Here is a 24749-nt window from a genome sequence, read left to right on the forward strand (position 1 = left end):
TCTAATTTTGTGTATTCAATATGATTATATATCGTATCATTTATTAATCTATTTTGTATTTTAAATCCTTAATTTACTGCTTTTTATTTTCAAATATACGCTCTGTAAATTGTGCAAATTTACCACGAACTGCTTTATCTAATTCTATTGCAAACATCTTTAATTCTGGATGAGTTACATTAGTTTGTTTAAGTAAAGTAGTAAGTCCATTATTGTATTTATTTAAATACAAATTATCTATTTGTCTATTTGAACCAATTACAATTGCCATACATGATTCATCTAATCTTGAAAGTATCAGTTGTGTAGTTTTTTCACTAGAATTTTGCCATTCGTCCATAATTACAATTGATGAACTTAAAGTTCGTCCTCTAGCTTCTCCTGGCCATAAAGTCTCAATAGAATACTTGGCTTGAAGCTCAGATATCTTTGTTTGTATTGATTCTGGATTATCCTTGCTTTCACTTTTTTTTAGTTGTTTTTTTGCAATAAACTCTAAAGTATCTTGAACAGCCATATTATAAACCCTAAATTTCTCATCATTTCCACTTAAATATCCGATATCCTCGCCTTTATCAAGTGATTCTATAGAGTTTCTAACATATACTATTTTGTCATAAAAACCTAAGTCTATTAATCTCATAGCACTTACAATTGACATCAAAGTTTTACCACTTCCCGCTTTTGCATCAATTACAAGTAGTTCAAACATATTTGAAATAATAGCTTTTGTAAATAGTTTTTGTTTTAAATTTACAGGTTTTATACTAAGTGCTTTAAAATCTGTATCTTTTAATGTATCAATTTGTTCATTGTAAATAACAGCATATTCACTATTTCCATCAGGGCTATTAAAGATATAAGAAAAATTTTCTTTTTCATAACTTTCATCAATTTTTAAAATATTTTTCTTATCCAAAGAATTAAACTTTGAAGAATCAAGTTCAAGAGTTTTTACAAAACCAAATTTTGGAAGTGTTGATTTATCATCATGTAAAGTTTCTGTTTTAATACCTTTAAACAGTGCAAAGGTTCTAGCATAAACATCAAGTGAGAGAAAAATAGTTTGAGCACCTTTATAGTAATCTCTTGCTACACAAGCAGTTTCAATTATTCTTTTATCATTGCTTTCAGATAAATGAACTTGTTCAATCACTGTTTCATAAGTATCTTTTGAAATTATATCAATATTAATTTCATCATTAAAAAGTTTTACAACTTTAAATCCTTGTTTATAATCGACTTCTTTTATTTTCATCAAAGCTAAAAGTCTTGCAAAGCCTCTTGCGTAATATCCTAATTCATTTGACAGTTTTTTCTTATCCTCTAATTCAAGTAGAACTGTTTCAGGTATTACAATATGGTTAGTTTTATTTTGTGAAATTTTGTAGAGATTTTGCAAGTTTTGTAAGATGATATTTGTATCTAATACGTATATTTTATCTTTCATAAAAAATTGTAACATTTAAAAGTTACAAGCTAATAACAATTTAGGATAAAAAATAGATAATTGAGAAAGTTTTAATTTTGGAATTAAAGTTTAGGAGTGATCCTAAACTTTTGATAATCTTGAAAGTGCTTGGATCATTCCAATTGCAGTTTCTTCATTTAATGGTTTTTCATAAGTTGTTAAAAGCTCTCTTGCTAAAATATTTGCACCTAGATGCTGGAACTGTATTCTCATAGCTTGAAGACCTTTAGCTCCACCACCGCCACTGTGAGTTGCTAATCCAACGATTTTATCATTAAATGCATCTCTCCAATCTTTTGTAGCTCTTGAAGTCCATGCCATTGCATTATTAAGAACTGGTGGCATAACTCCATTATATTCAGGGGCAACAATGATAAAAGCTTTTAAGTCTAATATTTTTGTAGCTAAATCTAATACAGCTTCAGGTATTCCATTCTCTTCTTCTTCAATTGTGCTATATAATGGTAATCTTAAATCTACTAAGTTAATTAGTTCTACTTCGCAGTTTTCTTTTAGTGCTAATTCTTGAAGTTTTAAAGCTAATTTTTGATTGTTATTTGAACTGGCTACTAATATTCCAATTTTTGACATATATTATTCCTTATATTTTATATAAAATTTTTGTAATTATATCTAAGGAATACTTGAGTTAGTACCTAATAAATAGCTTTTGATTTGATAATATTGAAATTTGTTGATTTTTTAATTAGTGTAGAATTTTAATTTAATAACACAGTGGTGCGAATGGTCGGAATCGAACCGACACTCCGAAACCGGAATTGGATTTTAAGTCCAACGCGTCTACCTATTCCGCCACACTCGCACTATTTGGTAGTTAATTCATTTGTGTTATTAATATTAAAAAAATGGTGGCTCGAGACAGAATCGAACTGTCGACACAAGGATTTTCAATCCTTTGCTCTACCGACTGAGCTATCGCGCCATTAATGGTGGGAAGAGAAGGATTCGAACCTTCGAAGCCGTAGGCGACGGATTTACAATCCGTAGGATTTGACCACTCTCCAACCTTCCCGAAAATACTTAAAACAATGGATGGGGTAGAAGGATTCGAACCTTCGAATGACGGCACCAAAAGCCGTTGCCTTACCACTTGGCGATACCCCAATCGTTTAAGTGGCAGAATTATAATTGCTTTTTGTTTAAAGTTAGCTAAAATTTTAAGTGAATTAATTAAAAAGCTTAAAATTTATATGCAAGCTTTACTTGTGATGATTTTTCTTCTTTATTATGTGCAATAAAAATACTTGTATTATTATTTAAATAATTTGAAAACACAGCACCACTTAAAGCTCCAAGAACATTAAATACCATATCTTCATTTGAAAATTCATCATCTGTTAATTCTTTTGCCAAACCTGGAAGTGATCCAATAGCTGTTGCATAAGAAATTGTCTCAATATCATCAAATTGTTGATAATTCTTATGAAGTATTGTCTCACTAGCAAGTCCAAAAATCGCTGAAAACCCAAAATGTTTAATAGAGTTTGAATCTGCAGCATTTAAGCTAATTGCACTTAAAACTGATATTGCTAATATTTTTTTTAATGATTTCATTTTTATCCTTTTATTCGTATGGTGTAATAACTGGTGGAAACTGTTCAAATGATTTTTTAATAGCATTTGCTATTAATTTTTTATTTTTATGATTTTGAACTGGGTTTGAGAACTGTAAAAACTCGATTGAACCTTGTTCGGTTTTTTCTCTTTTATAAACAAAGGCAACTTTTTTACCAAGTTTAACTGCATTGTCATATAATACTTTTGCATATTCTTGAATATAAGGGAACTCTTTAGAAGAAATTTTATCTCCCCATGCAAAAAATACAAATTTACCACTTGGAATCAAATTTGCAGCATCTAAATACATGATTTCTCTTTCAAACTCTGTGTTTTGAGCTGAATTATAAATTTCTAAATCATCATTAAATTTCATTAGTAGAGTTGAGGCATCAATATTTTGCTCATTTAAATTAAATAAGTTTCTAATCTCAACTATTTTACCTGCACAATGTTCTCTCATTGCTTGTTTAAAAATAGTGATATATGTTTCAGCTTTTAACTCAACCATATCTCCAAAGCTATCAAAATCTTGATCTAAAAGGTAGTTGTTTGAATCGTATCCTACAGGAGTTACTACAGGGTTATATAAATAAACTGTACCTATTACATTTTTCTTTTTTTCTTTTGCTGATTTAATCTTTGCTTTTAGCTCTTTTGGTGTTATTACTTCATCTTCTGCACCAAAATACATGTAACTTGATGTTACGAAAATCTCTTCATATTTAGTTTCAATCGTTCCAAAATATTGCATAAAATTCCTTGTTTCTTTCTATTTGGATATTAACAAATCTTAGTATATAGTTAGCTTATACTAAGATTATTTGCTCTTTTGATAAACTCTTAAGTTTGCACATTCTTTTAAAACTTCTTCATAATATTTTGTATTTGAATATTCATCTTTTAATTTATCGAAATATTTTCCATAATTATTATTTATATAGTTATTATATACTTTATTTTTTGTATATGACCACTGTCTTTTTAAATCATAAGAGCTTATTTCTTTTGTATTAAAATAATGGTATTTAGATTTTTCTGAAAAGTTTATATCAAAAAGTGCAAGTTCTGATTTTGCTAACATATATGTAATTTTTGCTTTAAATTCATCTTTTTTTGAATATTTCAATGCTTTTTCATAATATTTTATAGAATTATTAACTTTTTGCAATTCTAATTTTTTATTTCTAAATGAATAAACACTTCTATATTCAGTAGTAATTTTATTAGAGTTACCAAAATAACTTAGATTATATATCGCATTTGCATATAGATAATTATCCATTACACTATTTGGATTGTTTTTTAAGATTTTTTTAATTTGGGTTATTTTGTCTAAAAACTCTTTTATTGTATATGTTTGAGTTTTTCCTGAGCGATTATTTCCTCTAATTGAAACATTAAAAGGGTTGAACTTAATTATTTCATTTAAATATTCACTTTTTATTTTTCTTGCTTTTTCAAATTGTAAATTATTAATCAATAGTTTAATCTTAGTTCTTTTTAAACTTTCATCAAATAAATATTTATCCTTTACTTTTTTTATTTTTGATTGTTCTTTGTATCTTTCTTTTAGGTATTCATCTATTTTTGATTTACTTTTTGTTTTAATAAATTGATTAAATTCATTTAAAGATTGCAAAGAAAAAGAGCTATTATTCAAATAATTTATATTAGCACTTAGAAATTCTTTTAATTTGTTATCTTGTTTTTTATATAGTTTTTCTAAAATTACAAAGGTATAATCATTTGTAGCTTTTGTACATTCATTTGTATTGCTTGATAATTGTATCATCTGTGAATAGATATCATTTTCTACTTGAGTATCTATACTTTTTAGTTGATATAAATTTACAAGATAGTTAAATGTTTGAACTTCATGATTGTTTCTTAATGTTAAAAGTTTGCTTGCTATATTTTTAGCTTTTTTTAAATTATTTGTATACAAGTTAAAATAACCTAGTGCTAAACTAACTAAATACATATCATCTTTTTTTATTGTTTGAAGATAATTAATAAAATCTTGTGTTGGAAAATTACGTACATAAAAATCTTGATTATCAAAGAAGTGCTGTGAATCTAATAATGCTCTATATAAAAGAAAATCAAACCAAATAGAGTTTTTATCTATTTCATAAATATTTTTTAATTCTTCAATTATATTACTATTTTTATTTAAAGCACGAAGAGTAATAAGTTTTGTCTTTTCAAAATCTGTTGTTGGAATATTTATTAAATTATTCCATTGTTTAGCTGTTTTTATATGATGAAAATTATAATATGACAAATGCCAATTTATTTTGTTTTTATCAAAAAGTTTAGAAAACTCATACACACCTTTTTCTATATTATTATTTTTGATTAAAGCACCTGCATATATTCCTTGTATCCAATCTTTTACTATAGTTTTTTGCTTTGTATTTAAAAGATATTTATACTCTTTATATATTTTTAAAGGATTTAATTTTTTGTAATGAGCAAGTCTTATGCTTAAGTAAAAGTATCTAAGTTTTAGCCAAGGGTTTATATTTGTATTAATTCTTTTTATAGCTTCATTTATTAATAGTTCTTCTTTTTTCTTTTCTTTTGTCTGTTTTTTCCCATAATAATAATTTGTTACGTACTCTTCTTGATTATGTACAAACTGCAAATATTTTTTTGTATTTAAATTCTTAATTAATGAAAGCTCTTTTCCTTTATAAACAATTTGTTCAATTGTATCAAGATCTAAATTTTCTTTTAAATCTTTTTTTAAATATGCTTGCCATTCTTTTAGATTGATTTTTTTTGCAGTAGTTTTATATTTGTAATTAATATCATTATAAACACTTGGACTATTTAAATTTTTATCAAGGTTAGAAAAAGGAAGTTCTCTTTGTTTTAAAAATACAAAGGATTTATCACTATAGTCCCATCCTGATGCACATGAGAATAAGCTAATATTAAAGCTAAGAAGAAGTATTAAAATTACTTTAATCATTTATAATCCTTTATTAATTTATCTAAATCATATTTGTTTTTATATTTTATTGTATAGAATATTATTTCATCAAAGTTATTTGAAGAAATTGAAAAAAAATCTTTTAATGCAGTTTTTATATCTTCTTCTTTTGAATCTTCGAATCTAAATATATCATTTTTGTAAATATATCTACCTTTGAAATAATCACTTTTTAAACACTTATAAATATTAGGTTTTATCATCTCAAAGTTAGTTGAAAAATCTTTTTCATTTACTCCCTCCAATATTTCTAAAGCTTGAGTTTTTCTAAACCATATAGCTTGAGAATATAAAGGAAGAGCTAGTTTTAATTTTAAAGGATAAGTCTCAAAGTTATAGTGATATTTTTTTGCAATAGTATTATCTAAAATTGAATTTTTAGTTTCTAGTTTTGTAATTGTAGACATATTATAATACATTAATAAGCCATAATCAACTGGTGGAACACCTGTTCTTTTATAATATTTGATTTGATGTAATCGAATGGTTGCACTAATTTTTAAAGGAAGTTTTGATTTTAAATCTTCTAATAATTTAAAGTAATTAACTTTTGTTAAATCAGACCAATCACAATCGATTTGTACTTCTTTATACTTTACATTAATGTTTTTTAGTGTTTGAACTATACTTTTTGAGATGTCTTTAAAAGATAGATTTTTCATTGCTTCATTTGTTATATAAACAACGGGAACAAAGTTTTTGTTTGGATTTGTTATAAATCTTGTTTTTATTAATTCAATTTTATTTGAATATTTAACTTCAAGTACTTTGATATAAAGTTTATCTTTTATATTTGTTTGATTGTAGCTATTTTTCCAATGATAAAAAGAATAGTTAAGCTCTCTATTTTTATCATTAAAAATAAAAAAAGCTATAAGTATAGTTCCAATAATAAGTAAAGATATAAAAATACTTTTTTTCATATTCTTAAAAAGCATTAACTTTATTTACTCTATTTTGTTTAAGCCATTCTTCTTGCATTTGTTTCATTTTTTTAGAGCTTGTTTTTTTACTAGAGTATTTTGATTTTGCAAAATTATTTTCATCACCTTCTTTGTAAACATAATCAAGATTTAATGATGCTTGCCAAATGGCACTTTTAACTCTAGTTGCTGCAACGTAATAAATATTTAACTCTTCTTGTAGTTTTAAAAATGATACTTTGCTTTTTGGATTTGATAACTCTTTTTTTGTAATAAAATCATCTGCCATAATAATTTGTTCATACTCTAAACCTTTTGATTTATGAGTTGTTGTAAAAATTAAATCTGCGTCTTTTTTGTTTGTTGTAATTTTTGTTTTAATCTTTTTATTGATTTCAAAAATATTATCTCCGTAAGTGTTGATGAACTTTATAATATTTAAATAGTCTTGATTTTTTGTATCTTTTGCAAACTGTTCAAGCTCTTGAATAGTTTCAAAATCTTTAATTTCATCAATTGTAATCTTGTCATTTTTCTTTTCTTTTAAATAAAAAATTGAATATACAGTTTGATTCATAAAAGAGTATGAATTATAACCACCTTCAAAGTATATTTTTTTATCATCTTGAATAAAGTGCACAATTTGTTGAATTAACCCAAAAGTAGAACGAGCAATTACACAAATAGGTTTTTTATAATCAATAGCTTTTTCACCTAAGTTTGTAGTTGTATCAACACCTGAGATTTTTAATAATTTTTTACTATTCATACCGTATAAAGTGTTTAAGTTTTTTTCTAAAACCTTTGCATAAGAATCACTAAACCTAAAACTTTTTGATAATTCATAACTTGGCAATTCTATTTTATTTAAAGCGTTTATTGCATATCTAAAAGAATATATTTGTTGAAAGGAATCACCTACATAAATACGCTTACAATTTTGTGCTTCAACAATTGCTATCATTACATCTGAAATATCTTGTGCTTCATCTACAAGTATCAAATCATAGCCTAAGTTTGTACTTACTTTTTTATTTAAATAAAACATTTTTAAGTAAAAATCATGAGTTGCATCTATGATTTTATTTTTCATAGCGGATAAGATATGTTTTAAATGATTTAGAGCCTTTTGTTCATCTTTGTTTAAAAGTTCAAGTATCTTTGCACTTAAATCACCTTGTTTTTTGTATGATTCTAAAAGTTTTAAATCAAGTGCTATTAATGATGAATTACAATAAAAATTAACCAAATCTTTTATAAGTGCAACATATTCAGCAACAGGATAATAGTTTGTTCTTTGATTAAAAGTTTGCTCATAACCATTTAAAAGTTTTTCAATTACTTGAATCTTTAAATCATGTGCTAAATTGTATTGATATGCACTTATTTTTTGATAGGCAAGAGAGTGAATAGTACTTACATTCATATGTGTTAGTTTATATTCATGAAGTTTTTTTTGAAGACTTGTTTGCAGGGATTTATTATATGCTAAATATAAAATTCTTAAATGAGAGTTTTTCTTTGCATATTCAAGCAAGGTTGTGGTTTTTCCACTTCCTGCTACTGCATTTATTTTAAACGACTCTTCTTTTGCATTTATTATATTTGTCTGCTCTTTAGTTAATGTCATTATTTAAGTAAATACTCTTTTATTATCTATCTTTTTGATATTTGAAAAATTATCTAGATAGTCTAAATAAGTAACTAAATATTTTCTACTCATTGGAAATTTTGCTTTAAAGTTTGCAATATCAATATGTCCATCTTCTTTTATGATTTCTTTCATTTTCATAATGATATTATTTAAACTCTCAGCATGAATAAAAAGATTATGTTGAAGTCTAACTACATGTTTTTTAGCAGTTAAAGATTTTAAAATATCATCACCTAATTTTCTATCTAAGTCTAATTCATCATAAATATTATATGGTGCAGTTGGTGTAATATCTTCTTTTTTTAATCTAGCTAAAAACGAATCTTCTAGGTTTTTAGCAAAATTTTCTATTATGTTTGCATTTTTATATAAGTTATTATCTTTACTTAAAAAACCTTCATTCTCAAGTTCATCTAGTGCTGCTTGAATAAAAGAAGTACTTGCCCATTTTAAACGAAGTGCTATTGAAGCATTTGAAAGTAGGGCATAATTGTTTTTTGTATAAATTTCTCTAATTGAATCTACAATTAACTCTTTTGTTTCAATTGGATAAATTACAAGCTCTTTTTCATCAATAAATACATTTTCTAAATTTTTAGCAAATTCTATTGCTTCTGAGTGTGAAAGTGCAAATCTTTGAGCTGAAGATATTATTCCTAAGCCTTTTTTATGTGCTTGAAGCAGTTCATAATATGCATCTTTAAAGTTATTGTTTTCTAAGTGTTCTAAAAGTTGTCTTTTTTGATTTTTTTTCATTGGATCAATAATTGGATTTAAAACTTTTCCTCCACTTATAGTTTGATTTCCTTGTCGAATAATTAGTTTTTCTGCAAATATTGTAAAAAGCTTTTCATCTGCTTTAATAGTTGCAAATCCACTTTCAAGCTCTTGTGTTGAATCAAATAGTAAAATCTTTGCTTCAAGTTTTTTTGCACCTATAAATATTGTATATGATTTATTATGATGAAGTTTCTTTCCCTTTAAAGCTTTAAAAGAAATATCAATTTCATCAAAACCACGAACGTGACCTTTTTTTGTAATTAAATCACCTCTTTTGATATTTGAGCTATTTACACCTTGTAAATTTAAAGCTGCTCTATTTGAGATATTTGCTTCAAGCACGTTTTCATTATGTACTTGAATATTTTTGATTTTTGATTCTTTTTGTGCTTCACAAATAAATACTTTTTCATTTAATTCTAATTTTTTACCTAAAACAGTTCCCGTTACAACTGTACCAATACCTTTAGGAGAAAAAACTCTATCAACATAATATCTAAAGAAGTTTTCTTCTTGTTTCGTTGAGTTTTTAATAGTGAATAGATTGTTTTTTAGTTTTTCTATTGATTCAGATTCAAAGATTGAAACTTCTTGAGTAAATTTAATATCAAAATCAAACTCATTTAAAAAAGCTAATGATTTTTCTTTTGTTTTTTCAAGCTCATCACTACTTACTAAATCACTTTTTGTAATAACTAAAATTAAGTTCTTGATTCCAAGTAAATTTATAATTTCAATATGCTCAACAGTTTGAGGCATAATTCCTTCGTACGCAGAAACAACAAGCATTACATAATCAAAACCAAAAGCACCTGCAATCATATTTTTTACAAGTTTCTCATGACCAGGTACATCAATAAAAGCAATATTTTGCTGTCCACGACTTAAATTTGAAAAAGATAAATCAATAGTGATTCCTCTTTGTTTTTCTTCATTTGTAATATCACCTTCGTAACCATTTAGTGCTTTAATTAAAGCAGTTTTACCATGGTCAATATGTCCTGCTGTTCCTATAATTATATTTGCCATTACTTAAATACCTTTGTTATAATTGCTTCTATTTTATATATTTCATTCTCTTTTATACTTCTAAAATCAATTAAAACTTTTTCATTTTCAATTCTTGTTATTAGATTCTCTTTTCTAAACATTTGTTCAATTTTATTTGCTTTATAATTTTTATATGAAATACTTAAAGCAACTGTAGGTATTTTTTTATTAGGAGTTGTTCCTCCACCTATAAGTGTTTGCGTATGAATAACTTCACATTCACAAATATCATTTATTGCTTCTTTTAAACTTCTAGCTCTTTTTTCTAATTCAATAACAGAAGTATTTAGCATTTTTAAAGTTGGTATGTCATCAAGTCTGTTTTCTAAATATGAAGTTAAATTATCTTCAAGTAGTGCAAGTGTTATTTTATCAACTCTTAGCATTCTTAAAAGTTGATTTTGTTTGATTTCTTCAATTAATTCTTTTTTACCTATAATTACACCAGCTTGAACAGAACCTAGAAGTTTATCACCTGAGAAACTTAATAAGCTTGGATTATATTGCATGATTTTTAAAATTGAAGGTTCAGCCTGATCTAAATTAAAAGGCAAGTCAATCATATGTCCACTTCCCATATCATAGTAATCAATTACATTTTTTTCTTTTGCAATTTCTACAACTTCTTCATAAGGAACTTCTGAAGTAAATCCTTCTATTGTATAGTTTGATTTATGAACTTTCATAAGCATTGAAGTGTTTTCATTCACAGCGTTTCTATAGTCTTTTGGATGTGTTTTATTAGTAGTTCCTATCTCTTTTAAAATAGCACCACTTTGACTCATTACATCAGGAACTCTAAAACTTCCACCAATTTCTACAAGCTCACCACGACTAACAACTGCTTCTTTATTTTTACAAAAAGTATTTAGTACTAAAAAAACTGCACTTGCATTGTTGTTTACAACAATTGCATCTTCACAACCTGTTAGTGCTTGAAGTGTTTTTACAATATGAGAGTATCTTTCACCTCTTTTACCTTTTTCTAAATCATATTCTAAATTGTTATATGAAGTTGCTACTTTCATTGCTTTATTAAAACTCTCTTCATTTATTAGTGATCGTCCTAAATTTGTATGAACAATAATTCCTGTTGCATTTATTACACTTTGAAGAGATGGAGATATTAATAAATTATATTTATTTATTACATTTTGAATAAGCTCTTCTTCATTTATTGCATCAATTTTATTATTTAAGATATCTTCTCTTAAATTAACTATTAATTCTTTTGATAACTTTGTTATAAGAGATTTTGAAAACCCGTTAAACTTTTTGTTGTTGATAAACTTATCAACCTTTGGAATACTTTTTAGTAGACTCATAATTAACTCTTTCAGATGGTTTTAAAACTAAATAATGTAAACTTCTACTTCAAAAGTGGGGGGTATGTGACCCTGGTGGGCACCGCAGGTTTCAACCCTGATCGGCGGTTTACGTGTGTACGCCGCGGTAGGTTCAATTCCTACACCTTCTCGCCACTTATCTACAATAATTTAATTCATTAATTTTTATGGATTGTATCTAAACAAAAATCAACAAAACCTTAATATTTTAATATTGAAACTATCGATAAATTAGATTCTAAAGACTTATTATTACTTTAGCTTATGCTAGAATTAATAGTTCTATTTAACATAAATTTAGACTTAAGTATTATTTTTACGAGGTAAAGAAATAGTGAGTTTTGCACCTTTGTATGTCATATTATCAGCCTCAAAAGTGTCATTAAATACACTTATATTACCATTTAAATGTTTATTTACAATTTCTTTTGACATAAATAGTCCAATACCTGTACCTTGAGACTTATGTTTAGTTGTAAAATATGGCTCAAATATTTTGTCGATAATATCTAAAGAAATACCTTCTGCATTATCAAGAATTTCTATATGTACATTTATTTTATCTTGGTAAGTTCTTATCTGAATAACTTTTTTCTCTTTCTTATTTAAAAGTGCATCTTTTGAATTATTGATTATATTTAATAAAACTTGAATGAGTTCATTTTCATAAGTACTTATTTTAAAATCATCAATTATTTTTATTAATTCAATTTCCTTATTTTTAAGTTGGCTATTGACAAGACTTAGAGTTTTATCTATTAAGTTACTTATATGAAATGTAGTGACTTTTATATTTTTATGATTAAAGAAACCTCTGAAGTCATCAATTGTTTGTGATAAATATTTTGTTGTACTAATTATATTATCCATTGCATAAGTAAAATCTTCATCACTTATAATACCAAGCTCTTTTTCTAGTTTTAACCCAGATGCTAAAACTGATATTGATGATAAAGGTTGTCTCCATTGGTGTGCAATATTTCCAATCATTTCACCCATTGAAGCAAACTTCGCTTGTTGGAATAATAGTTTTTCTTTTTGAGCTAACTCTTGATTCTTTTTATTTAATTCTGTTACGTCATTTGCAATTACTAATATAAAATCTTCATTATGCTGATTTCTGAAAGGTTTTTTAATAGACATGTAGTTTTTTACTTCATTTGTTTTTACATCTATTGAATCTTCGTATACAATTTCAGTTTTTTTATTATTCATAATTTCTTGAACATTTTCTTTAAAAAATTCTGCTAATTTTTTATCTGGAATAAAATCTCCATCATCTTTTCCTATCATTTCATCTGGTGTTGAATTGTACAGCAGAGCTGTTGCTTTGTTCACAAGTACAAATTTAGCATCATAATTTTTTAATACAATAGGATTTGGATTTTCATCTATTACTGTTTTTAAAAGTTTGGATTGTTCTTTTATTTCATTTCTCATATTAATTGTTTCAGTTATATCAACAATCATCCATAAGAAGAGATTATCATTTTTTGAAGGATTACCAGATATCTTAGCCCAAAAAGTACTACCGTCTTTCTTTTTAAATTCATATTCAATACTCACAGGTTCATTTTTAATGATTTTTTCAAAAGCAATTTTTCTAAAATCATCAAAATAATTATTATTTATATGAAATTTATTAGTATCTTTTCCTATAATTTCATCTTTTGTATATCCATATAATTTACAAAAGGCATTATTAACTACTCTAGTGATTCTTTCTTTATTTACAACAATTATTGCGACAAATTCATTATCAAAAACATCATTGAGAATTTCATTTTTGTGTATCTGTGAGAAGCTATCCATTTATTACACCTTTTAATTATGTTATCTTTAACTATGTGAAAAATAACTTAAGGAAAATGAATGAAAATAATAAAAAAAAGTTGATGTTTAAACATCAACTCTTAATTTGAAGTAGTATTTTTAGTGAACTATAATATCTTTAGCACCTTTTGGTATAACTTCTCCAATAATAGAAGCATAACCTAAAGATAAATCTTCGATTTCTTTGATATATTCTTTAGCATCATTTCTATCCATGGCTATTAATAATCCTCCAGATGTTTGAGCATCACATAAAATAGTCTTACAATAGTTAGCTAATCCACTCATATATAAAACTTTGTCTTCCATATATTTCATATTCTTTTTTGTTCCTCCAGGAATTACATTATCTTCTGATAATGCAATTGCATCAGTTACTAAAGGAACAGCAGAACATTCAATAGAAAAAGATGTAAGTTCATTTACTGATTCTAAACTATGACCTAATAATCCAAAACCTGTAATATCTGTACAAGAACTTACATCATATTTTCTCATTATCTTTGATGGTAAGTAATTTAACGATGCCATAATATCAGCACAATGTCTCGCAACTTTTTCTTCTAATAAATCTCTTTTTATAGCTGTAGTTAAAATACCCATTCCAAGAGGTTTTGTTAAAATTAAAACATGACCTATTTTAGATGTGTTATTTCTTACTACATCATTTGGATGAATTATTCCTGTTACTGATAAACCATAATACATTTCTGGTGATTCAATTGTATGTCCACCTAATAAAAGTCCACCACATTCTTTTATTTTTTCATTTCCACCATTTAGGATTTCACCTAAAGCTTCTGAAGATAGGTTTTTCTTATCAAATCCAACAATGTTTAAAGCTGTTTTTACTTCAGCTCCCATCGCAAAAACATCTGATAATGAATTAGCTGCTGCAATTTGTCCATAAATATATGGATCATCTACAACAGGAGTTATAAAATCTAATGTTTGAACAATGGCTTGGTCTTCATTTATTTGATAAACACTAGCATCTTCTGCTGTGTCAAATCCTACTAAAATTTTTTCATCTTTTGGAGAAAGATTACAAAGAGTTTGTTTAAGATCCCCCGGACCCATCTTTGCAGCTCATCCAGCAGCTTGAACGAATTTAGTTAGTTTATATTCGTTGTTCATTGATTTCCTCTTTTAGATTTTTTTCTTATTTGTGGATTTTACATCTTTTTATTTTAAATAGTTATTAATAAAGAGTAAAAAGTAAAAAAAAATTTACCATTTAATCTTTTGTTTACTATTCATATTGTATTATTTCGTACAAAATAGCATTTAGACCTAAGGTTTAGGTTTGACATAAAGAAATGATTATTTAAAATCTACTTTATATCTTAATGTATGCTTCAAATTATTGAGGTTTTTTCATGAAAAAAATACTTATTTCATTCTTAGTACTTTCATCAGTACTATTTTCACAAACATTTACTTTCACAGCGATTCCAGATCAAGATGAAACTAAATTAAAAGAAAGATTTTCAAAATTAGCTGTTTATTTAACAAAAGAGTTAAATGTAGACGTTAAATTTGTTCCAGTTAAGTCATACTCAGCATCAATTGCTGCGTTTAGAAACAATCAAGTTCAATTAGCATGGTTTGGTGGATTATCAGGTGTTAAAGCTAGATTAATCGTTCCTGGTTCTGTTGCAATTGCACAAGGTGTTGAAGATCCAGAATTTCATTCTTATATCATCGCAAATTCATCAACTGGCTTAGAAAAAAGTGAAGCATTCCCAGCAGGAATTGCAGATAAAACATTTACTTTTGGTTCAAAAGGTAGTACAAGTGGTAGATTAATGCCAGAATATTTCATCAGAGAAAATATGAAAAAAGCTCCAAATGATTTATTTAAAAAAGTTGGTTTCTCTGGAAATCATACTAAAACTATTTCACTAGTTCAAAGTGGTGCTTATGAAGTTGGTGCCGTAAACTTTAAAGTATGGGATAGAGAGCTTAAAGCTGGAAATATTGATACTTCAAAAGTAAAAGTTTTATGGAAGACTCCTGCTTATCCTGATTATCAGTTCACAGCTCATGGTAACTTAGATGAAGTTTATGGTGCTGGATTTACTACTAAACTTACAAACGCATTATTAAATTTAAAAGATAAAGCAATCTTAGATGCATTCCCAAGAGCTGCATTTATTAAAGCTAAAAATGCTGATTTTGACCCAATTTTAAATGTTGGAAGAAAAATAGGTTTAATAGACTAATTATTATGGCATTTTATTTACAAAATGAATCTATTTCATATTTTGATACAGTAATCTTAGACTCTTTATCTTTAGAGATAAAAAAAGGAGAAAAGGTTGCTTTATTAGGTAAAAGTGGAAGTGGTAAATCCACACTTATAAAAAGACTTTATGAACTTAAAAAAGATGAGTCTTCATATATTCCACAAGAATTAGGTTTAGTAAATAATTTGTCAGTTTTTCATAATGTCTATTTAGCAAGATTAGATGATTATTCAACTTTTTATAATATTAGAAATCTAATCAAACCAGCTTCAAAAGAAGTTGAACAAATCAAGAATATACTTATTGATTTTGATTTAGAAGATAAGATTTTTGTAAAAAACCATGACTTATCAGGTGGTCAAAAACAAAGATCAGCAATTGCAAGGTCAATTTATAATCAAAAAGATATCTTATTAGCTGATGAGCCTATATCTGCTTTAGATGAATATCTAAGTTCAAAAGTTCTAGAAGTTTTAAATCAAAAATTTGAAACAATTGTTTGTGCCTTACATAACGTTGATTTAGCAGTAGAGCATTTTGATAGAGTAATTGGTCTTAAAAATGGAAAAGTACTTGTTGATAAGAAATGTACTGAATTAACAAATGAAGATAGACAAAAGTTATATTATGTCTGTGACTAAAAATACTAAAGTTTCTATATTATTCATTTTTATAGGAATTCTTTCTTTTATTCTTGCTGATTTAGAAGTATCAACTGTTGATACAACTCAACTTACAAAAGATTTTTTTTATTCTATTTTTGATTTGAAATTTAATGATTATTCAATTTTATTTGATGCATTTTTAAATACTATTTCAATTGCAATATTAGCAATATTTTTCTCTTCTATTATTGGATTTTTTTTAGCACTGTTTTTTAATTTTTTATTAGTGCGAATTTCATTAGCAATTACAAGAGCAATACATGAACTTTTTTGGGCTTTAATTTTTTTACAAATATTTGGTCTTAATACATTAACAGCATTACTAGCAATTGTAATACCATATAGTGCGATTTTAGGAAAAGTATACGCAGAAATACTTGAAGAGCATGATACCTTTCCTAAAGTTTTACGAGGTAAAGATGCCTTATCTTACTTTTTATTTACAAAAATACCCGATGCTTTCCCACATTTAGTATCTTACACACTTTATAGATTTGAGTGTGCTTTACGTTCAACTGCTATTTTAGGTTTTGTTGGAATTACAACACTAGGTTATTATTTATCATCATCATTTATGCAAGGAATTTATTCTGAAGTATGGATGATTTTAATTTCGTTTTATATTGTAATTGCAACTATTAAATATTGGTTTACAAAATATTCTTTTCCTTTTTTAGTTATTGCTTCATTTTTTTATTTAGATGATTTTAAAGGTTTTAATCTTGATAATTTAATTAGATTTGTTACAAATGATATTGTCCCTCATCCAATTAGAAATGACCTAGGTTTTGAAAAAACTCTTTCTTGGTTTTCAAATATTTTTACAAATGAGATAGTTCCTGGAACGATTAATACAATTGTTTTAACGCAATTATCACTTGTTCTAACAGCAGTTTTAGCTTTGATTTTATTTCCATTATTATCACAAAAATTTGTTTCAAAACCTACAAGGGTTTTAAGTCATATAGTTTTAGTAATACTTCGTTCAACTCCTGAGTATATATTAGCTTATATTTTCTTACAGCTTTTTGGTCCTTCAATGCTTCCTGCAGCTTTAGCTCTTATGCTTCATAATGGTTCAATTATTGGGCATTTAATGGGTAATGAAACGACTTTAATTACTTTAAGAGCTGGGGTAAGTAAAAAAAGAATTAATCTTTATTTTTATGAAATAATGCCAAGAGTTTATAATCAGTTCTTAGCTTACCTTTTTTATAGATGGGAAATAATTATGAGAGAGAGTGCGATTTTAGGTATTTTAGGAATTGCTACATTAGGTTTCTTTATTGATTCTGCTATTGCAGATTTTAGACTCGATAAGATGTTTTTACTTTTAGTTGTAACGGCATTGTTAAATATACTTGTAGATTTAATCTCAAGAAAAGTAAGAGCTTATTTAAGAGTTGATGAAAACATTACATCTTGCGGATGTTCTTTGAAGTAAAATGAGTTTAAATATTTCTTGATATAATACGAAAAAAATATAAAGAAGTTTAAATATGAATGAAGTTATGAACAAAGATTACGAACCTGTAGAAGTATTTGATTATGCACAATATCAAAAAGATATGGAAGCAAAAATAGTTAGAAATCCACGAACAAATACACCAATTGATTATATTTCAGATGAAAAATTAGCACAATTAGAAAAAGATGGAATTACAGATTTTAGACCTTATATTCCAGTTCCAAAAGATATTAAAGCTCATTTATTATTTGCTGTAAATATTTGGATTAAATTAACTAAAACATACCCAAATGATGAGTATCTAAAAAGCTTAGACAATGAAGCTAATCATCATATTGTATTATCTTATGATTGGTATAAAAAGTTTGGAGTTGATAAACCAGTGCTTTAGATTTATTTTAAAGCACTTTGATTAAATTTATAAGTTTTATGAGCTACTTTTACTAAAATATCTTTTTGGGCTAAATCTTTAAATAGTTTTATCAACGTAGGTTTTGATATTGATATCTCTTCCATAATATCTGTATAAGAAGCTGTAAAATGATTATCATTGTCTAAACTATTTATGATATATTTTATAATATCAACTTGCTTACTATCTGTAATTGCTGAAATAGTTTTGATTACATAAATGTTTTTTAAAATCTCTTGTTTTTGTACAATTGGAAGTAAAATATCATGTAAGCTATTTAGTAGTTCTTTAATATTAATAGGCTTTACAATATAATTTTCTACTTTTAGTTTTATTGCATCAAGTAAATATTTTGTATCTGTATGTGCAGTTGTAAGTATAGTTGGAATAAATATTTCTTTTTCTTTTATATGTTTTAAAAAATCAATTCCATTTTCATTTTCAAGTAAAATATCTGAGATAATTACATCAACTTTTTTATTTAGTAATATATTCATAGCTTCTTTTGAAGTCTTAACTGCATAAATATTGTTAACAAAATCTTCTAATAAATCTTTTGTATGTTTTAATAAATTCTCATCATCTTCTAAATATAAAATATTAAAATCTTGTAATATATTTAAATCTTTATTTTGCATTTATTTCCTTTTTAAACTCTTGCTTTATTGGGATTTTGATTGTAAAGAGTGAACAATTAAAACTTCTTTTATCAATAATTTTATGACTAACAGTTTTATATAATATTGTACCATTCATATGTTTTTCAATAATTTGTTTTGACATATAAAGACCAATTCCTGTACCAGCACTTTTATACTTTGTTGTGTAATATGGTTCAAAGATTTTAGGAATAATTTCTTCATCTATTCCACCACCATTATCAATCATATTTATGATGATATTTTCTTTATATTTATGTACTATTATTTTAATAATTCTATCATTTTTATTAGATATAGCACATAAAGCATCTTTTGAGTTAGATAAGATATTTAAAAAAACATGCGATAGTTCATTATAAAAACTATTAATCTGAATATCTTGTTTTACAATTAGTTTTATTTGTATATTTTCTTTCTCTAATAAATATTTCGCTAGTTGCATTGAATGTTCAATACAGTTTTTTATAAAAAAATCACTTCTTGCTTTATCTGGACTAAAAAAGTTTTTAAAATCATCAAGTGTATTTGACATATTATTAGCTAGCAATAATGCATCTTCTACTTTTTCATCTACAAATTTCTCACTTAATTTTCCTAAAGACATTTTTGTCTGAAAACTCTGTACTATCATTGTTAAAGAACCTAAAGGTTGTCTCCATTGGTGAGCTATATTTCCAATCATTTCACCCATTGAAGCAAGTTTTGCTTGTTGAAACATGATAATATCTTTTTTTCTATTTTGAGCAACTTCTTTTGATACTTTAGTCTCAAGGTAGTTATTTAACTCTATTAATTCTTTTGTTTTATCTTCAACTTTTTGCTCTAAGGTATTATGTAAAACTTTAAAATTATTGATTATTAATACTGTAAGAATTATTGAAAATAAAAAAACTAAAATAATAGATATAAAGGAAAATATCATTATTGTATTAAATATTTTTTGAGTGTTTCTTTTTTCATTAACTGCAAGTGATAAATCATAATTAATCAAACTAGTAAGATAGATTGATATTGCATTTATATCAAGGTTTAGTTTTGCAAAGTTTTTATTATTTTGATTGATATTAAGATTATCTTTTATATCTAAAAGTTTTTTATTTATATTTTTTATAATATTTTGTTTTAATATTTTATTTTCATAATATTTTTCTTCATGAATTAAAAAATCTTTTATAAACTTTGTTATGAATATTCTAGTTTTTTTATTTTGTATATTTATTTTGTATTCACTCCAATTTTTATCAATCAATTGTTGTGCTAAAGCTAAAACTTCATCTGCTTGATTATATGTTATGTCTGCTTGTTCTAAATCTTTTAATGTATCTTGAATATTCACGCTATAAATATCTTTTATATTTTCAAGTTTGATTAATGTTTTTGTTCTGTTATCAAATAAAGTATCAAAATCTTCTTTTATCGTAAAAGTTGAAATTTGTGATAAGACAACAATACAAATCATTCCACCTGTAATAATAAAAATCAAAAATGATGTTTTATATTTAAAGCTAAGATTATCAAAGAATATTAGTATTTTTTTTAAACTCATGTTAGTTCTTCACTTCTACAAATTTTGAGTTTTCATAATGAAATAGATAAACTTTATTTAAAAGTTGTGTGTTTCTAAAGTTTAAATATATTCCATCTAATGAATTATAAGGTGTTTTTTTCAATGCACTTAGAAATTTCTTTCTTGTTAAGTCTCCTTTTACTCTATTTAATGCATTAACTAATATTTTTGCACTAAGATAAGCTTCCAATGAAATAAAACCAAGTTCTTCTTCAGGGTAGTATTTTTTCATCAATGTTTGATATCCTAAAATTGTAGGAATACTAGTATCTGTATAGTTTGGAACAACTTGTGAAAACAAAAGATTATTAGTATTTGTATTTTGTTTTTTTAACTCTTTTATCATTTCATTTGCATCTCCAAATGAAATATTGCAAAATATTGCATCTTTTAAATATTCATTTTCTTTTGCTTTTTTTATAAATAAAGAGTTTGTTTTATAAGCTCCAACCATAACTATTGCTTGCGGGTGTGCATCTTTGATTTCATTAAAAGCATGGTTTATTGAAAATGTATTTCTTTTATATGAACCTTGTGCTACTAAAGATAAATTTCTTTTTTCTAAAGATTTTAATAATGATATGTAACCTTCTTCTCCATAATCATCATTTTGATAAAAAACTGCAATTGATGTTAATCCTTTATCGTCATGTAAATGAGAAACAATAGCTTCGATTTCCTCTTCATAAGAACTTCTAAAATTCACTAAGTTTTCTTTTTTACTGTTTCTTAAAAATGAAGCTCCTGTAAAAGCTCCAAAGAAAGGAATATCTTCATCATATAAAATTGGTAAAATACTTTTAACCGTTGGAGTTCCTACAAAACCAAAAAGTGCAAAGACATTATCTTTAAATGTAAGATTGTTAGTATTATCTATTGTAAGCTCTGGTTCATATTTATCATCATAAATTAAAAAATCAATTTTTTTATTTCCTAGAATATTTTTTTCATTCACAAACTTAAAATATGAGTTTGCTCCTGCAGTTACTGAATCACCCCATGCTTTTATTATTCCTGTTTTAGGAATGGATGTTCCAATAGTAATAGTTTTACTTGTAAATACTTCATCCTTAAAATAAATATATAGTAATGCAAAAATAAAAAGTAATATAGGTATACGTTTAATCATAAGACAGTTTACTAAAAAATGAACAAAATATGGCTTTAATTATTTAGATATAAAAATAATTAAATTTAAATTAGAGGTTAAAAGTAACAGTCTATTTTTTTTTGGTAAAATATTTTTTAACTTTTAAGCTTTGTTTAATTTTTATACATATATTATTAAAATAAAATATTATTGACTAAAAAGGCATGTTAAATGCAAGAATTTATTTATTATAACCCAAAAGAACTAGATTTCCCACTAAGTGAAGAAATTTTAGTTACAACAAATATCGAAGATACAAAAGAAAAGAATTTTTTAATATCAAATACAAAAGAAGTACAATCAGAATTAAACGCAAGTGAAATAGAATTTTATATAAATAATTCAAAAGATTCAGTATCAGCAAAAATTGAAAATGTATTAAAGCTTTATGAAATTGCTGCAAGTAAATATGATTTTGCACAAGATATATCTTATTCAGAAGAAGTTTCAAAACAATTATTACTAATTACAAACTCTCAAGAAGAATATGAAGCTTTTACAGCCTGTATAATGCCTGATGATTTTGAACTATTTTCTGTAAATGAAGATATTGTAAAAGAAATCTCAGGCCATATTGGAAATCTTACAGTTATAGTTGATGATGAAGGTAAAGATGTTACTTTAAACGTTTCTCAAATTGTTTGGTTTGATGCTAAACAAATAGGTCTTAATCAAAGTGGAACATTTGATCCAAATCTTTCAAGTGTAGAAGAAGTTGTACAAACTTTAAAAGAGAATATTAATGAATATTCTTACAAAAAATTTACAACATATGATCAAAGTATTTGCCAGTATCATGAAAGAAGAGAAGAAATTTGTTCTAAATGTGAAGAGGTTTGTCCAACTGTTGCAATCACTAAAGATGATGAAACAAAAACATTAGGCTTTTCTCAAATTGATTGTCATGGTTGTGGTGGTTGTGTTTCTGTTTGTCCAAGTGGTGCAATAGATTATGCTCCATCAAACAAAGAGTCATTATTTGAAATGAGTAAGTTCTATGAAGAAACACACCCTTTAGTAGTTCCTGAAAAAATGAATATAGGTGATTTAAATCTTTCTTTAAAAGAAAATGTTTTACCTTTTGCAGTTGAAGGAGAAAAGTTTTTACATGAAGCTTCATTTTTAACACTACTTCAAATATCTGGTTCACAAGTAATTTTCTATAGTGATTTTATTTCAAAAGGAAGTGGAGATGCTATTAGAATTGTAAATGATATTTATCAAGCTAAATATGGTAAAGATGCTATTTTAGTTGCTATGAACGAAGAAGAACTTCAAAATGCACTTGAAGAAGTTTCATTTATTGAAGGTTCAGAATTTAACTTCAATCAAGATACACTTAAAAAAAGAGAAATTTTCTCTCATAGATTACAAAAAATTGTAGGTGATGAAGATTTAGGTGAGGTTAAAACTGGAGAACACGTTCATTATGGACTTGTAAAAGTAAATGAAGATAAATGTACTTTATGTCTAGTTTGTGTGGGAGCTTGTAATGTTGATGCACTACAAGCAGATGCAAGTGATAATACTTTAAGACTTAATCCATCATTATGTACATCATGTGGTTATTGTGAAGTTTCATGTCCTGAAGCTGATTGTTTAACTATTGAAAGAGATGTAATAAAATTAGAGCCAACTTGGTTTAAAGAAAGTGTTTTAGCACAAGATGAATTATTTGCATGTGTTGAGTGTGGGGTAGAGTTTGCAACAGTAAAATCTGTAACTAAAATTGCAGATATGATGGCTCCGTTATTCTCACATGACCCTGTTAAAGAGAGATCTTTATACTGTTGTGCTGATTGTAAACCAAAAATTATGATGCAAAATTATTATGATCAAAAAAATAAAGGAAATGACTAATGCAAGATACTCAAGGAATAAATAAAGCTAGAGCTCTTTATTATAATTTATTTGCAAACTTTTTTATAGTTTCATCTAAAAGTGAAAACTATTTTGAATTAGTAAGATTAATTAATATTCTAAAAGATAGTCCTTTAGATATTGAATCAGGAAAAGCTTTACAAAATATTTCAGATGAATTAGATCCTAGTTCAAATGTTGCTTTAGTTCAAGAATTTGATGATTTATTTCATAGTCCTTTAAACAAAAAAATAAGACTTACAGCTTCTTATTATGATGAAGGTGTTGAATCAGGTAAAAAAAGAGTAGAAATGATTCAATTTGTTGCAAAAACAAAGCTAAGACGTGATGAAAAAAGCTATTTTGATTATGAAGATTCAATTGGATTTATTTTTTCTTTTATGGCTCAATTATGTGATAATATTGCTAATGGAGAAAAAGAGTATGAAAATACAGTTCATTGTATTTTCTCACAAATTTTAAATGATTTTGTAGATGAGTTTGCAAAAGAAGTTTATGAAAGTGAAAATGCAAAAATATTTGCACAATTGATGATTGTATTACACTCATTTGCTGAATTTGAAAGATTATATTTAGAAGTTTCAAAACCAAAGCCAAAAGAAAAAATTAAAAAAGAAGTAAAAAGTGATGGAATTTCTGATGAAGAATTAGAAAGACGAGCAAAAAATAAAGCTTTAAAAGCTTTAGGTCCAAAAGAAGACATAGTTACAGGACCTGTTGATACAGCAACAGCAATGGAAACAGATATATAAATAATAAATCCTTAGAGATTTTATTAAGAAAATTAAGTTTTTTTAATAAAGTCTCTAATTCAAGGGACTTAATTTCTATAAGGAGGTCAGTCATGCAAGAAAGTAGAAGAAATTTTGCAAAGAAGACAGCACTTGTTGCTGCGGGTGCTGCAGCAGTTGCGGGAACTAGTGTATTGGCGGCTAACGGTGATTCACATACACAAAGTGATGAAAATAATGGTGTTGTTTTAGGAAGCTCTACAAAAAAAGAGATTCTATACAAAAAATCTGCGGCTTGGGAAGAATATTACAAGACTGCAAAATAAAA

At 25.9% G+C, this 24749-nt stretch carries 21 protein-coding genes and 5 tRNA genes; 8 read left to right on the forward strand and 18 right to left on the reverse strand.

Going from position 1 to position 24749, the window contains the following annotated elements; translation table 11 throughout:
- Nucleotides 1–73: 73 nt before the first annotated feature.
- From LPB137_RS05485 to selA, 13 genes are all read right to left on the reverse strand, one after another.
- Nucleotides 74–1450, reverse strand: coding sequence for a PhoH family protein (locus LPB137_RS05485; RefSeq protein ID WP_076085475.1), 1377 nt, complete (start codon nucleotides 1448–1450; stop codon nucleotides 74–76).
- A gap of 102 nt (nucleotides 1451–1552) precedes the next feature.
- Nucleotides 1553–2062 (reverse strand): NADPH-dependent FMN reductase, encoded by a 510-nt coding sequence (locus LPB137_RS05490; RefSeq protein WP_076085478.1) that lies wholly within the window; start codon nucleotides 2060–2062, stop codon nucleotides 1553–1555.
- A gap of 145 nt (nucleotides 2063–2207) precedes the next feature.
- Nucleotides 2208–2294: transfer RNA gene (locus LPB137_RS05495), tRNA-Leu, on the reverse strand.
- Between the two features lie 44 nt (nucleotides 2295–2338).
- A tRNA-Phe gene (locus LPB137_RS05500) sits at nucleotides 2339–2414 on the reverse strand.
- A 5-nt stretch (nucleotides 2415–2419) separates the two neighbouring features.
- Nucleotides 2420–2504: transfer RNA gene (locus LPB137_RS05505), tRNA-Tyr, on the reverse strand.
- 17 nt (nucleotides 2505–2521) lie between these two features.
- Nucleotides 2522–2596: transfer RNA gene (locus tag LPB137_RS05510), tRNA-Gln, on the reverse strand.
- A gap of 75 nt (nucleotides 2597–2671) precedes the next feature.
- Nucleotides 2672–3046, reverse strand: a complete 375-nt coding sequence (locus LPB137_RS05515) for a hypothetical protein (protein ID WP_076085481.1) — start codon at nucleotides 3044–3046, stop codon at nucleotides 2672–2674.
- A gap of 10 nt (nucleotides 3047–3056) precedes the next feature.
- Complete coding sequence (locus LPB137_RS05520) at nucleotides 3057–3803, reverse strand: hypothetical protein (RefSeq protein WP_076085484.1); 747 nt, start codon at nucleotides 3801–3803, stop codon at nucleotides 3057–3059.
- A 66-nt stretch (nucleotides 3804–3869) separates the two neighbouring features.
- Nucleotides 3870–6029, reverse strand: coding sequence for a hypothetical protein (locus tag LPB137_RS05525; protein WP_076085487.1), 2160 nt, complete (start codon nucleotides 6027–6029; stop codon nucleotides 3870–3872).
- Nucleotides 6026–6973, reverse strand: a complete 948-nt coding sequence (locus LPB137_RS05530) for a hypothetical protein (RefSeq protein WP_076089228.1) — start codon at nucleotides 6971–6973, stop codon at nucleotides 6026–6028. The genes LPB137_RS05525 and LPB137_RS05530 overlap by 4 nt, the downstream gene beginning before the upstream one ends.
- Before the next feature lie 4 nt (nucleotides 6974–6977).
- The gene (locus LPB137_RS05535) at nucleotides 6978–8603 is read right to left on the reverse strand and encodes a UvrD-helicase domain-containing protein (protein ID WP_076085490.1); all 1626 of its coding nucleotides are present in this window, start codon (nucleotides 8601–8603) and stop codon (nucleotides 6978–6980) included.
- Nucleotides 8604–8606: 3 nt separating this feature from the next.
- A complete protein-coding gene (gene selB / locus LPB137_RS05540; protein ID WP_076085493.1) occupies nucleotides 8607–10436 on the reverse strand; it encodes a selenocysteine-specific translation elongation factor in 1830 nt (609 codons plus the stop codon).
- Nucleotides 10436–11782 carry an L-seryl-tRNA(Sec) selenium transferase gene (gene selA, locus LPB137_RS05545; RefSeq protein ID WP_076085496.1) on the reverse strand — a complete coding sequence of 449 codons (1347 nt, stop codon included), beginning with the start codon at nucleotides 11780–11782 and terminating at the stop codon, nucleotides 10436–10438. Before selA ends, selB begins: the two co-directional genes overlap by 1 nt.
- 57 nt (nucleotides 11783–11839) lie before the next feature.
- Here selA and LPB137_RS14195 point away from each other — a divergent pair.
- Nucleotides 11840–11938 (forward strand) — tRNA-Sec (locus LPB137_RS14195).
- A gap of 168 nt (nucleotides 11939–12106) precedes the next feature.
- On the opposite strand, the gene LPB137_RS05550 is transcribed toward LPB137_RS14195, so the two are convergent.
- Nucleotides 12107–13615 carry a PAS domain-containing sensor histidine kinase gene (locus LPB137_RS05550; RefSeq protein ID WP_076085500.1) on the reverse strand — a complete coding sequence of 503 codons (1509 nt, stop codon included), beginning with the start codon at nucleotides 13613–13615 and terminating at the stop codon, nucleotides 12107–12109.
- A gap of 120 nt (nucleotides 13616–13735) precedes the next feature.
- Nucleotides 13736–14773 carry a selenide, water dikinase SelD gene (gene selD, locus LPB137_RS05555; RefSeq protein ID WP_197682255.1) on the reverse strand — a complete coding sequence of 346 codons (1038 nt, stop codon included), beginning with the start codon at nucleotides 14771–14773 and terminating at the stop codon, nucleotides 13736–13738.
- 242 nt (nucleotides 14774–15015) lie between these two features.
- On the opposite strand from selD, the gene LPB137_RS05560 reads away from it, so the two are divergent.
- From LPB137_RS05560 to LPB137_RS05575, 4 genes are read left to right on the forward strand one after another with little or no spacing between them, the layout of a single operon-like run.
- Complete coding sequence (locus LPB137_RS05560; RefSeq protein WP_076085506.1) at nucleotides 15016–15861, forward strand: putative selenate ABC transporter substrate-binding protein; 846 nt, start codon at nucleotides 15016–15018, stop codon at nucleotides 15859–15861.
- A 5-nt stretch (nucleotides 15862–15866) separates the two neighbouring features.
- A complete protein-coding gene (locus LPB137_RS05565; RefSeq protein ID WP_076085510.1) occupies nucleotides 15867–16526 on the forward strand; it encodes an ATP-binding cassette domain-containing protein in 660 nt (219 codons plus the stop codon).
- Nucleotides 16519–17994, forward strand: a complete 1476-nt coding sequence (locus tag LPB137_RS05570; protein ID WP_172802467.1) for a PhnE/PtxC family ABC transporter permease — start codon at nucleotides 16519–16521, stop codon at nucleotides 17992–17994. The genes LPB137_RS05565 and LPB137_RS05570 overlap by 8 nt, the downstream gene beginning before the upstream one ends.
- 55 nt (nucleotides 17995–18049) lie before the next feature.
- Nucleotides 18050–18409, forward strand: coding sequence for a hypothetical protein (locus LPB137_RS05575; protein WP_076085516.1), 360 nt, complete (start codon nucleotides 18050–18052; stop codon nucleotides 18407–18409).
- 2 nt (nucleotides 18410–18411) lie between these two features.
- Here the strand turns inward: LPB137_RS05575 and LPB137_RS05580 are convergent, their stop codons facing one another.
- From LPB137_RS05580 to LPB137_RS05590, 3 genes are read right to left on the reverse strand one after another with little or no spacing between them, the layout of a single operon-like run.
- Nucleotides 18412–19068, reverse strand: a complete 657-nt coding sequence (locus LPB137_RS05580) for a response regulator (RefSeq protein ID WP_076085519.1) — start codon at nucleotides 19066–19068, stop codon at nucleotides 18412–18414.
- Nucleotides 19058–20638 (reverse strand): sensor histidine kinase, encoded by a 1581-nt coding sequence (locus LPB137_RS05585; RefSeq protein WP_076085522.1) that lies wholly within the window; start codon nucleotides 20636–20638, stop codon nucleotides 19058–19060. The genes LPB137_RS05580 and LPB137_RS05585 overlap by 11 nt, the downstream gene beginning before the upstream one ends.
- A 1-nt stretch (nucleotide 20639) precedes the next feature.
- Nucleotides 20640–21788: an ABC transporter substrate-binding protein gene (locus LPB137_RS05590; RefSeq protein ID WP_076085525.1), complete on the reverse strand. Its 1149-nt coding sequence runs from the start codon at nucleotides 21786–21788 to the stop codon at nucleotides 20640–20642.
- A gap of 192 nt (nucleotides 21789–21980) precedes the next feature.
- Between LPB137_RS05590 and LPB137_RS05595 the strand changes: the two genes are divergently transcribed.
- The 3 genes from LPB137_RS05595 (at nucleotide 21981) to LPB137_RS05605 (ending at nucleotide 24747) form a co-directional block, all read left to right on the forward strand.
- Nucleotides 21981–23669 carry a 4Fe-4S binding protein gene (locus LPB137_RS05595; RefSeq protein WP_076085528.1) on the forward strand — a complete coding sequence of 563 codons (1689 nt, stop codon included), beginning with the start codon at nucleotides 21981–21983 and terminating at the stop codon, nucleotides 23667–23669.
- The gene (locus LPB137_RS05600; protein ID WP_076085531.1) at nucleotides 23669–24442 is read left to right on the forward strand and encodes a TorD/DmsD family molecular chaperone; all 774 of its coding nucleotides are present in this window, start codon (nucleotides 23669–23671) and stop codon (nucleotides 24440–24442) included. Before LPB137_RS05595 ends, LPB137_RS05600 begins: the two co-directional genes overlap by 1 nt.
- Nucleotides 24443–24534: 92 nt before the next feature.
- Nucleotides 24535–24747, forward strand: coding sequence for a Tat pathway signal protein (locus LPB137_RS05605; RefSeq protein ID WP_076085534.1), 213 nt, complete (start codon nucleotides 24535–24537; stop codon nucleotides 24745–24747).
- Nucleotides 24748–24749 lie beyond the last annotated feature (2 nt).

Source organism: Poseidonibacter parvus (genome assembly GCF_001956695.1).
Lineage (GTDB): Bacteria > Campylobacterota > Campylobacteria > Campylobacterales > Arcobacteraceae > Poseidonibacter > Poseidonibacter parvus.

Bases quoted from the DNA above. Each gene is read 5' to 3' on its own strand.
- LPB137_RS05485 (WP_076085475.1), bottom strand. From the start codon at position 1,450: ATGAAAGATAAAATATACGTATTAGATACAAATATCATCTTACAAAAC.
- LPB137_RS05490 (WP_076085478.1), bottom strand. From the start codon at position 2,062: ATGTCAAAAATTGGAATATTAGTAGCCAGTTCAAATAACAATCAAAAA.
- LPB137_RS05515 (WP_076085481.1), bottom strand. From the start codon at position 3,046: ATGAAATCATTAAAAAAAATATTAGCAATATCAGTTTTAAGTGCAATT.
- LPB137_RS05520 (WP_076085484.1), bottom strand. From the start codon at position 3,803: ATGCAATATTTTGGAACGATTGAAACTAAATATGAAGAGATTTTCGTA.
- LPB137_RS05525 (WP_076085487.1), bottom strand. From the start codon at position 6,029: ATGATTAAAGTAATTTTAATACTTCTTCTTAGCTTTAATATTAGCTTA.
- LPB137_RS05530 (WP_076089228.1), bottom strand. From the start codon at position 6,973: ATGAAAAAAAGTATTTTTATATCTTTACTTATTATTGGAACTATACTT.
- LPB137_RS05535 (WP_076085490.1), bottom strand. From the start codon at position 8,603: ATGACATTAACTAAAGAGCAGACAAATATAATAAATGCAAAAGAAGAG.
- selB (WP_076085493.1), bottom strand. From the start codon at position 10,436: ATGGCAAATATAATTATAGGAACAGCAGGACATATTGACCATGGTAAA.
- selA (WP_076085496.1), bottom strand. From the start codon at position 11,782: ATGAGTCTACTAAAAAGTATTCCAAAGGTTGATAAGTTTATCAACAAC.
- LPB137_RS05550 (WP_076085500.1), bottom strand. From the start codon at position 13,615: ATGGATAGCTTCTCACAGATACACAAAAATGAAATTCTCAATGATGTT.
- LPB137_RS05560 (WP_076085506.1), top strand. From the start codon at position 15,016: ATGAAAAAAATACTTATTTCATTCTTAGTACTTTCATCAGTACTATTT.
- LPB137_RS05565 (WP_076085510.1), top strand. From the start codon at position 15,867: ATGGCATTTTATTTACAAAATGAATCTATTTCATATTTTGATACAGTA.
- LPB137_RS05575 (WP_076085516.1), top strand. From the start codon at position 18,050: ATGAATGAAGTTATGAACAAAGATTACGAACCTGTAGAAGTATTTGAT.
- LPB137_RS05580 (WP_076085519.1), bottom strand. From the start codon at position 19,068: ATGCAAAATAAAGATTTAAATATATTACAAGATTTTAATATTTTATAT.
- LPB137_RS05585 (WP_076085522.1), bottom strand. From the start codon at position 20,638: ATGAGTTTAAAAAAAATACTAATATTCTTTGATAATCTTAGCTTTAAA.
- LPB137_RS05590 (WP_076085525.1), bottom strand. From the start codon at position 21,788: ATGATTAAACGTATACCTATATTACTTTTTATTTTTGCATTACTATAT.
- LPB137_RS05595 (WP_076085528.1), top strand. From the start codon at position 21,981: ATGCAAGAATTTATTTATTATAACCCAAAAGAACTAGATTTCCCACTA.
- LPB137_RS05600 (WP_076085531.1), top strand. From the start codon at position 23,669: ATGCAAGATACTCAAGGAATAAATAAAGCTAGAGCTCTTTATTATAAT.
- LPB137_RS05605 (WP_076085534.1), top strand. From the start codon at position 24,535: ATGCAAGAAAGTAGAAGAAATTTTGCAAAGAAGACAGCACTTGTTGCT.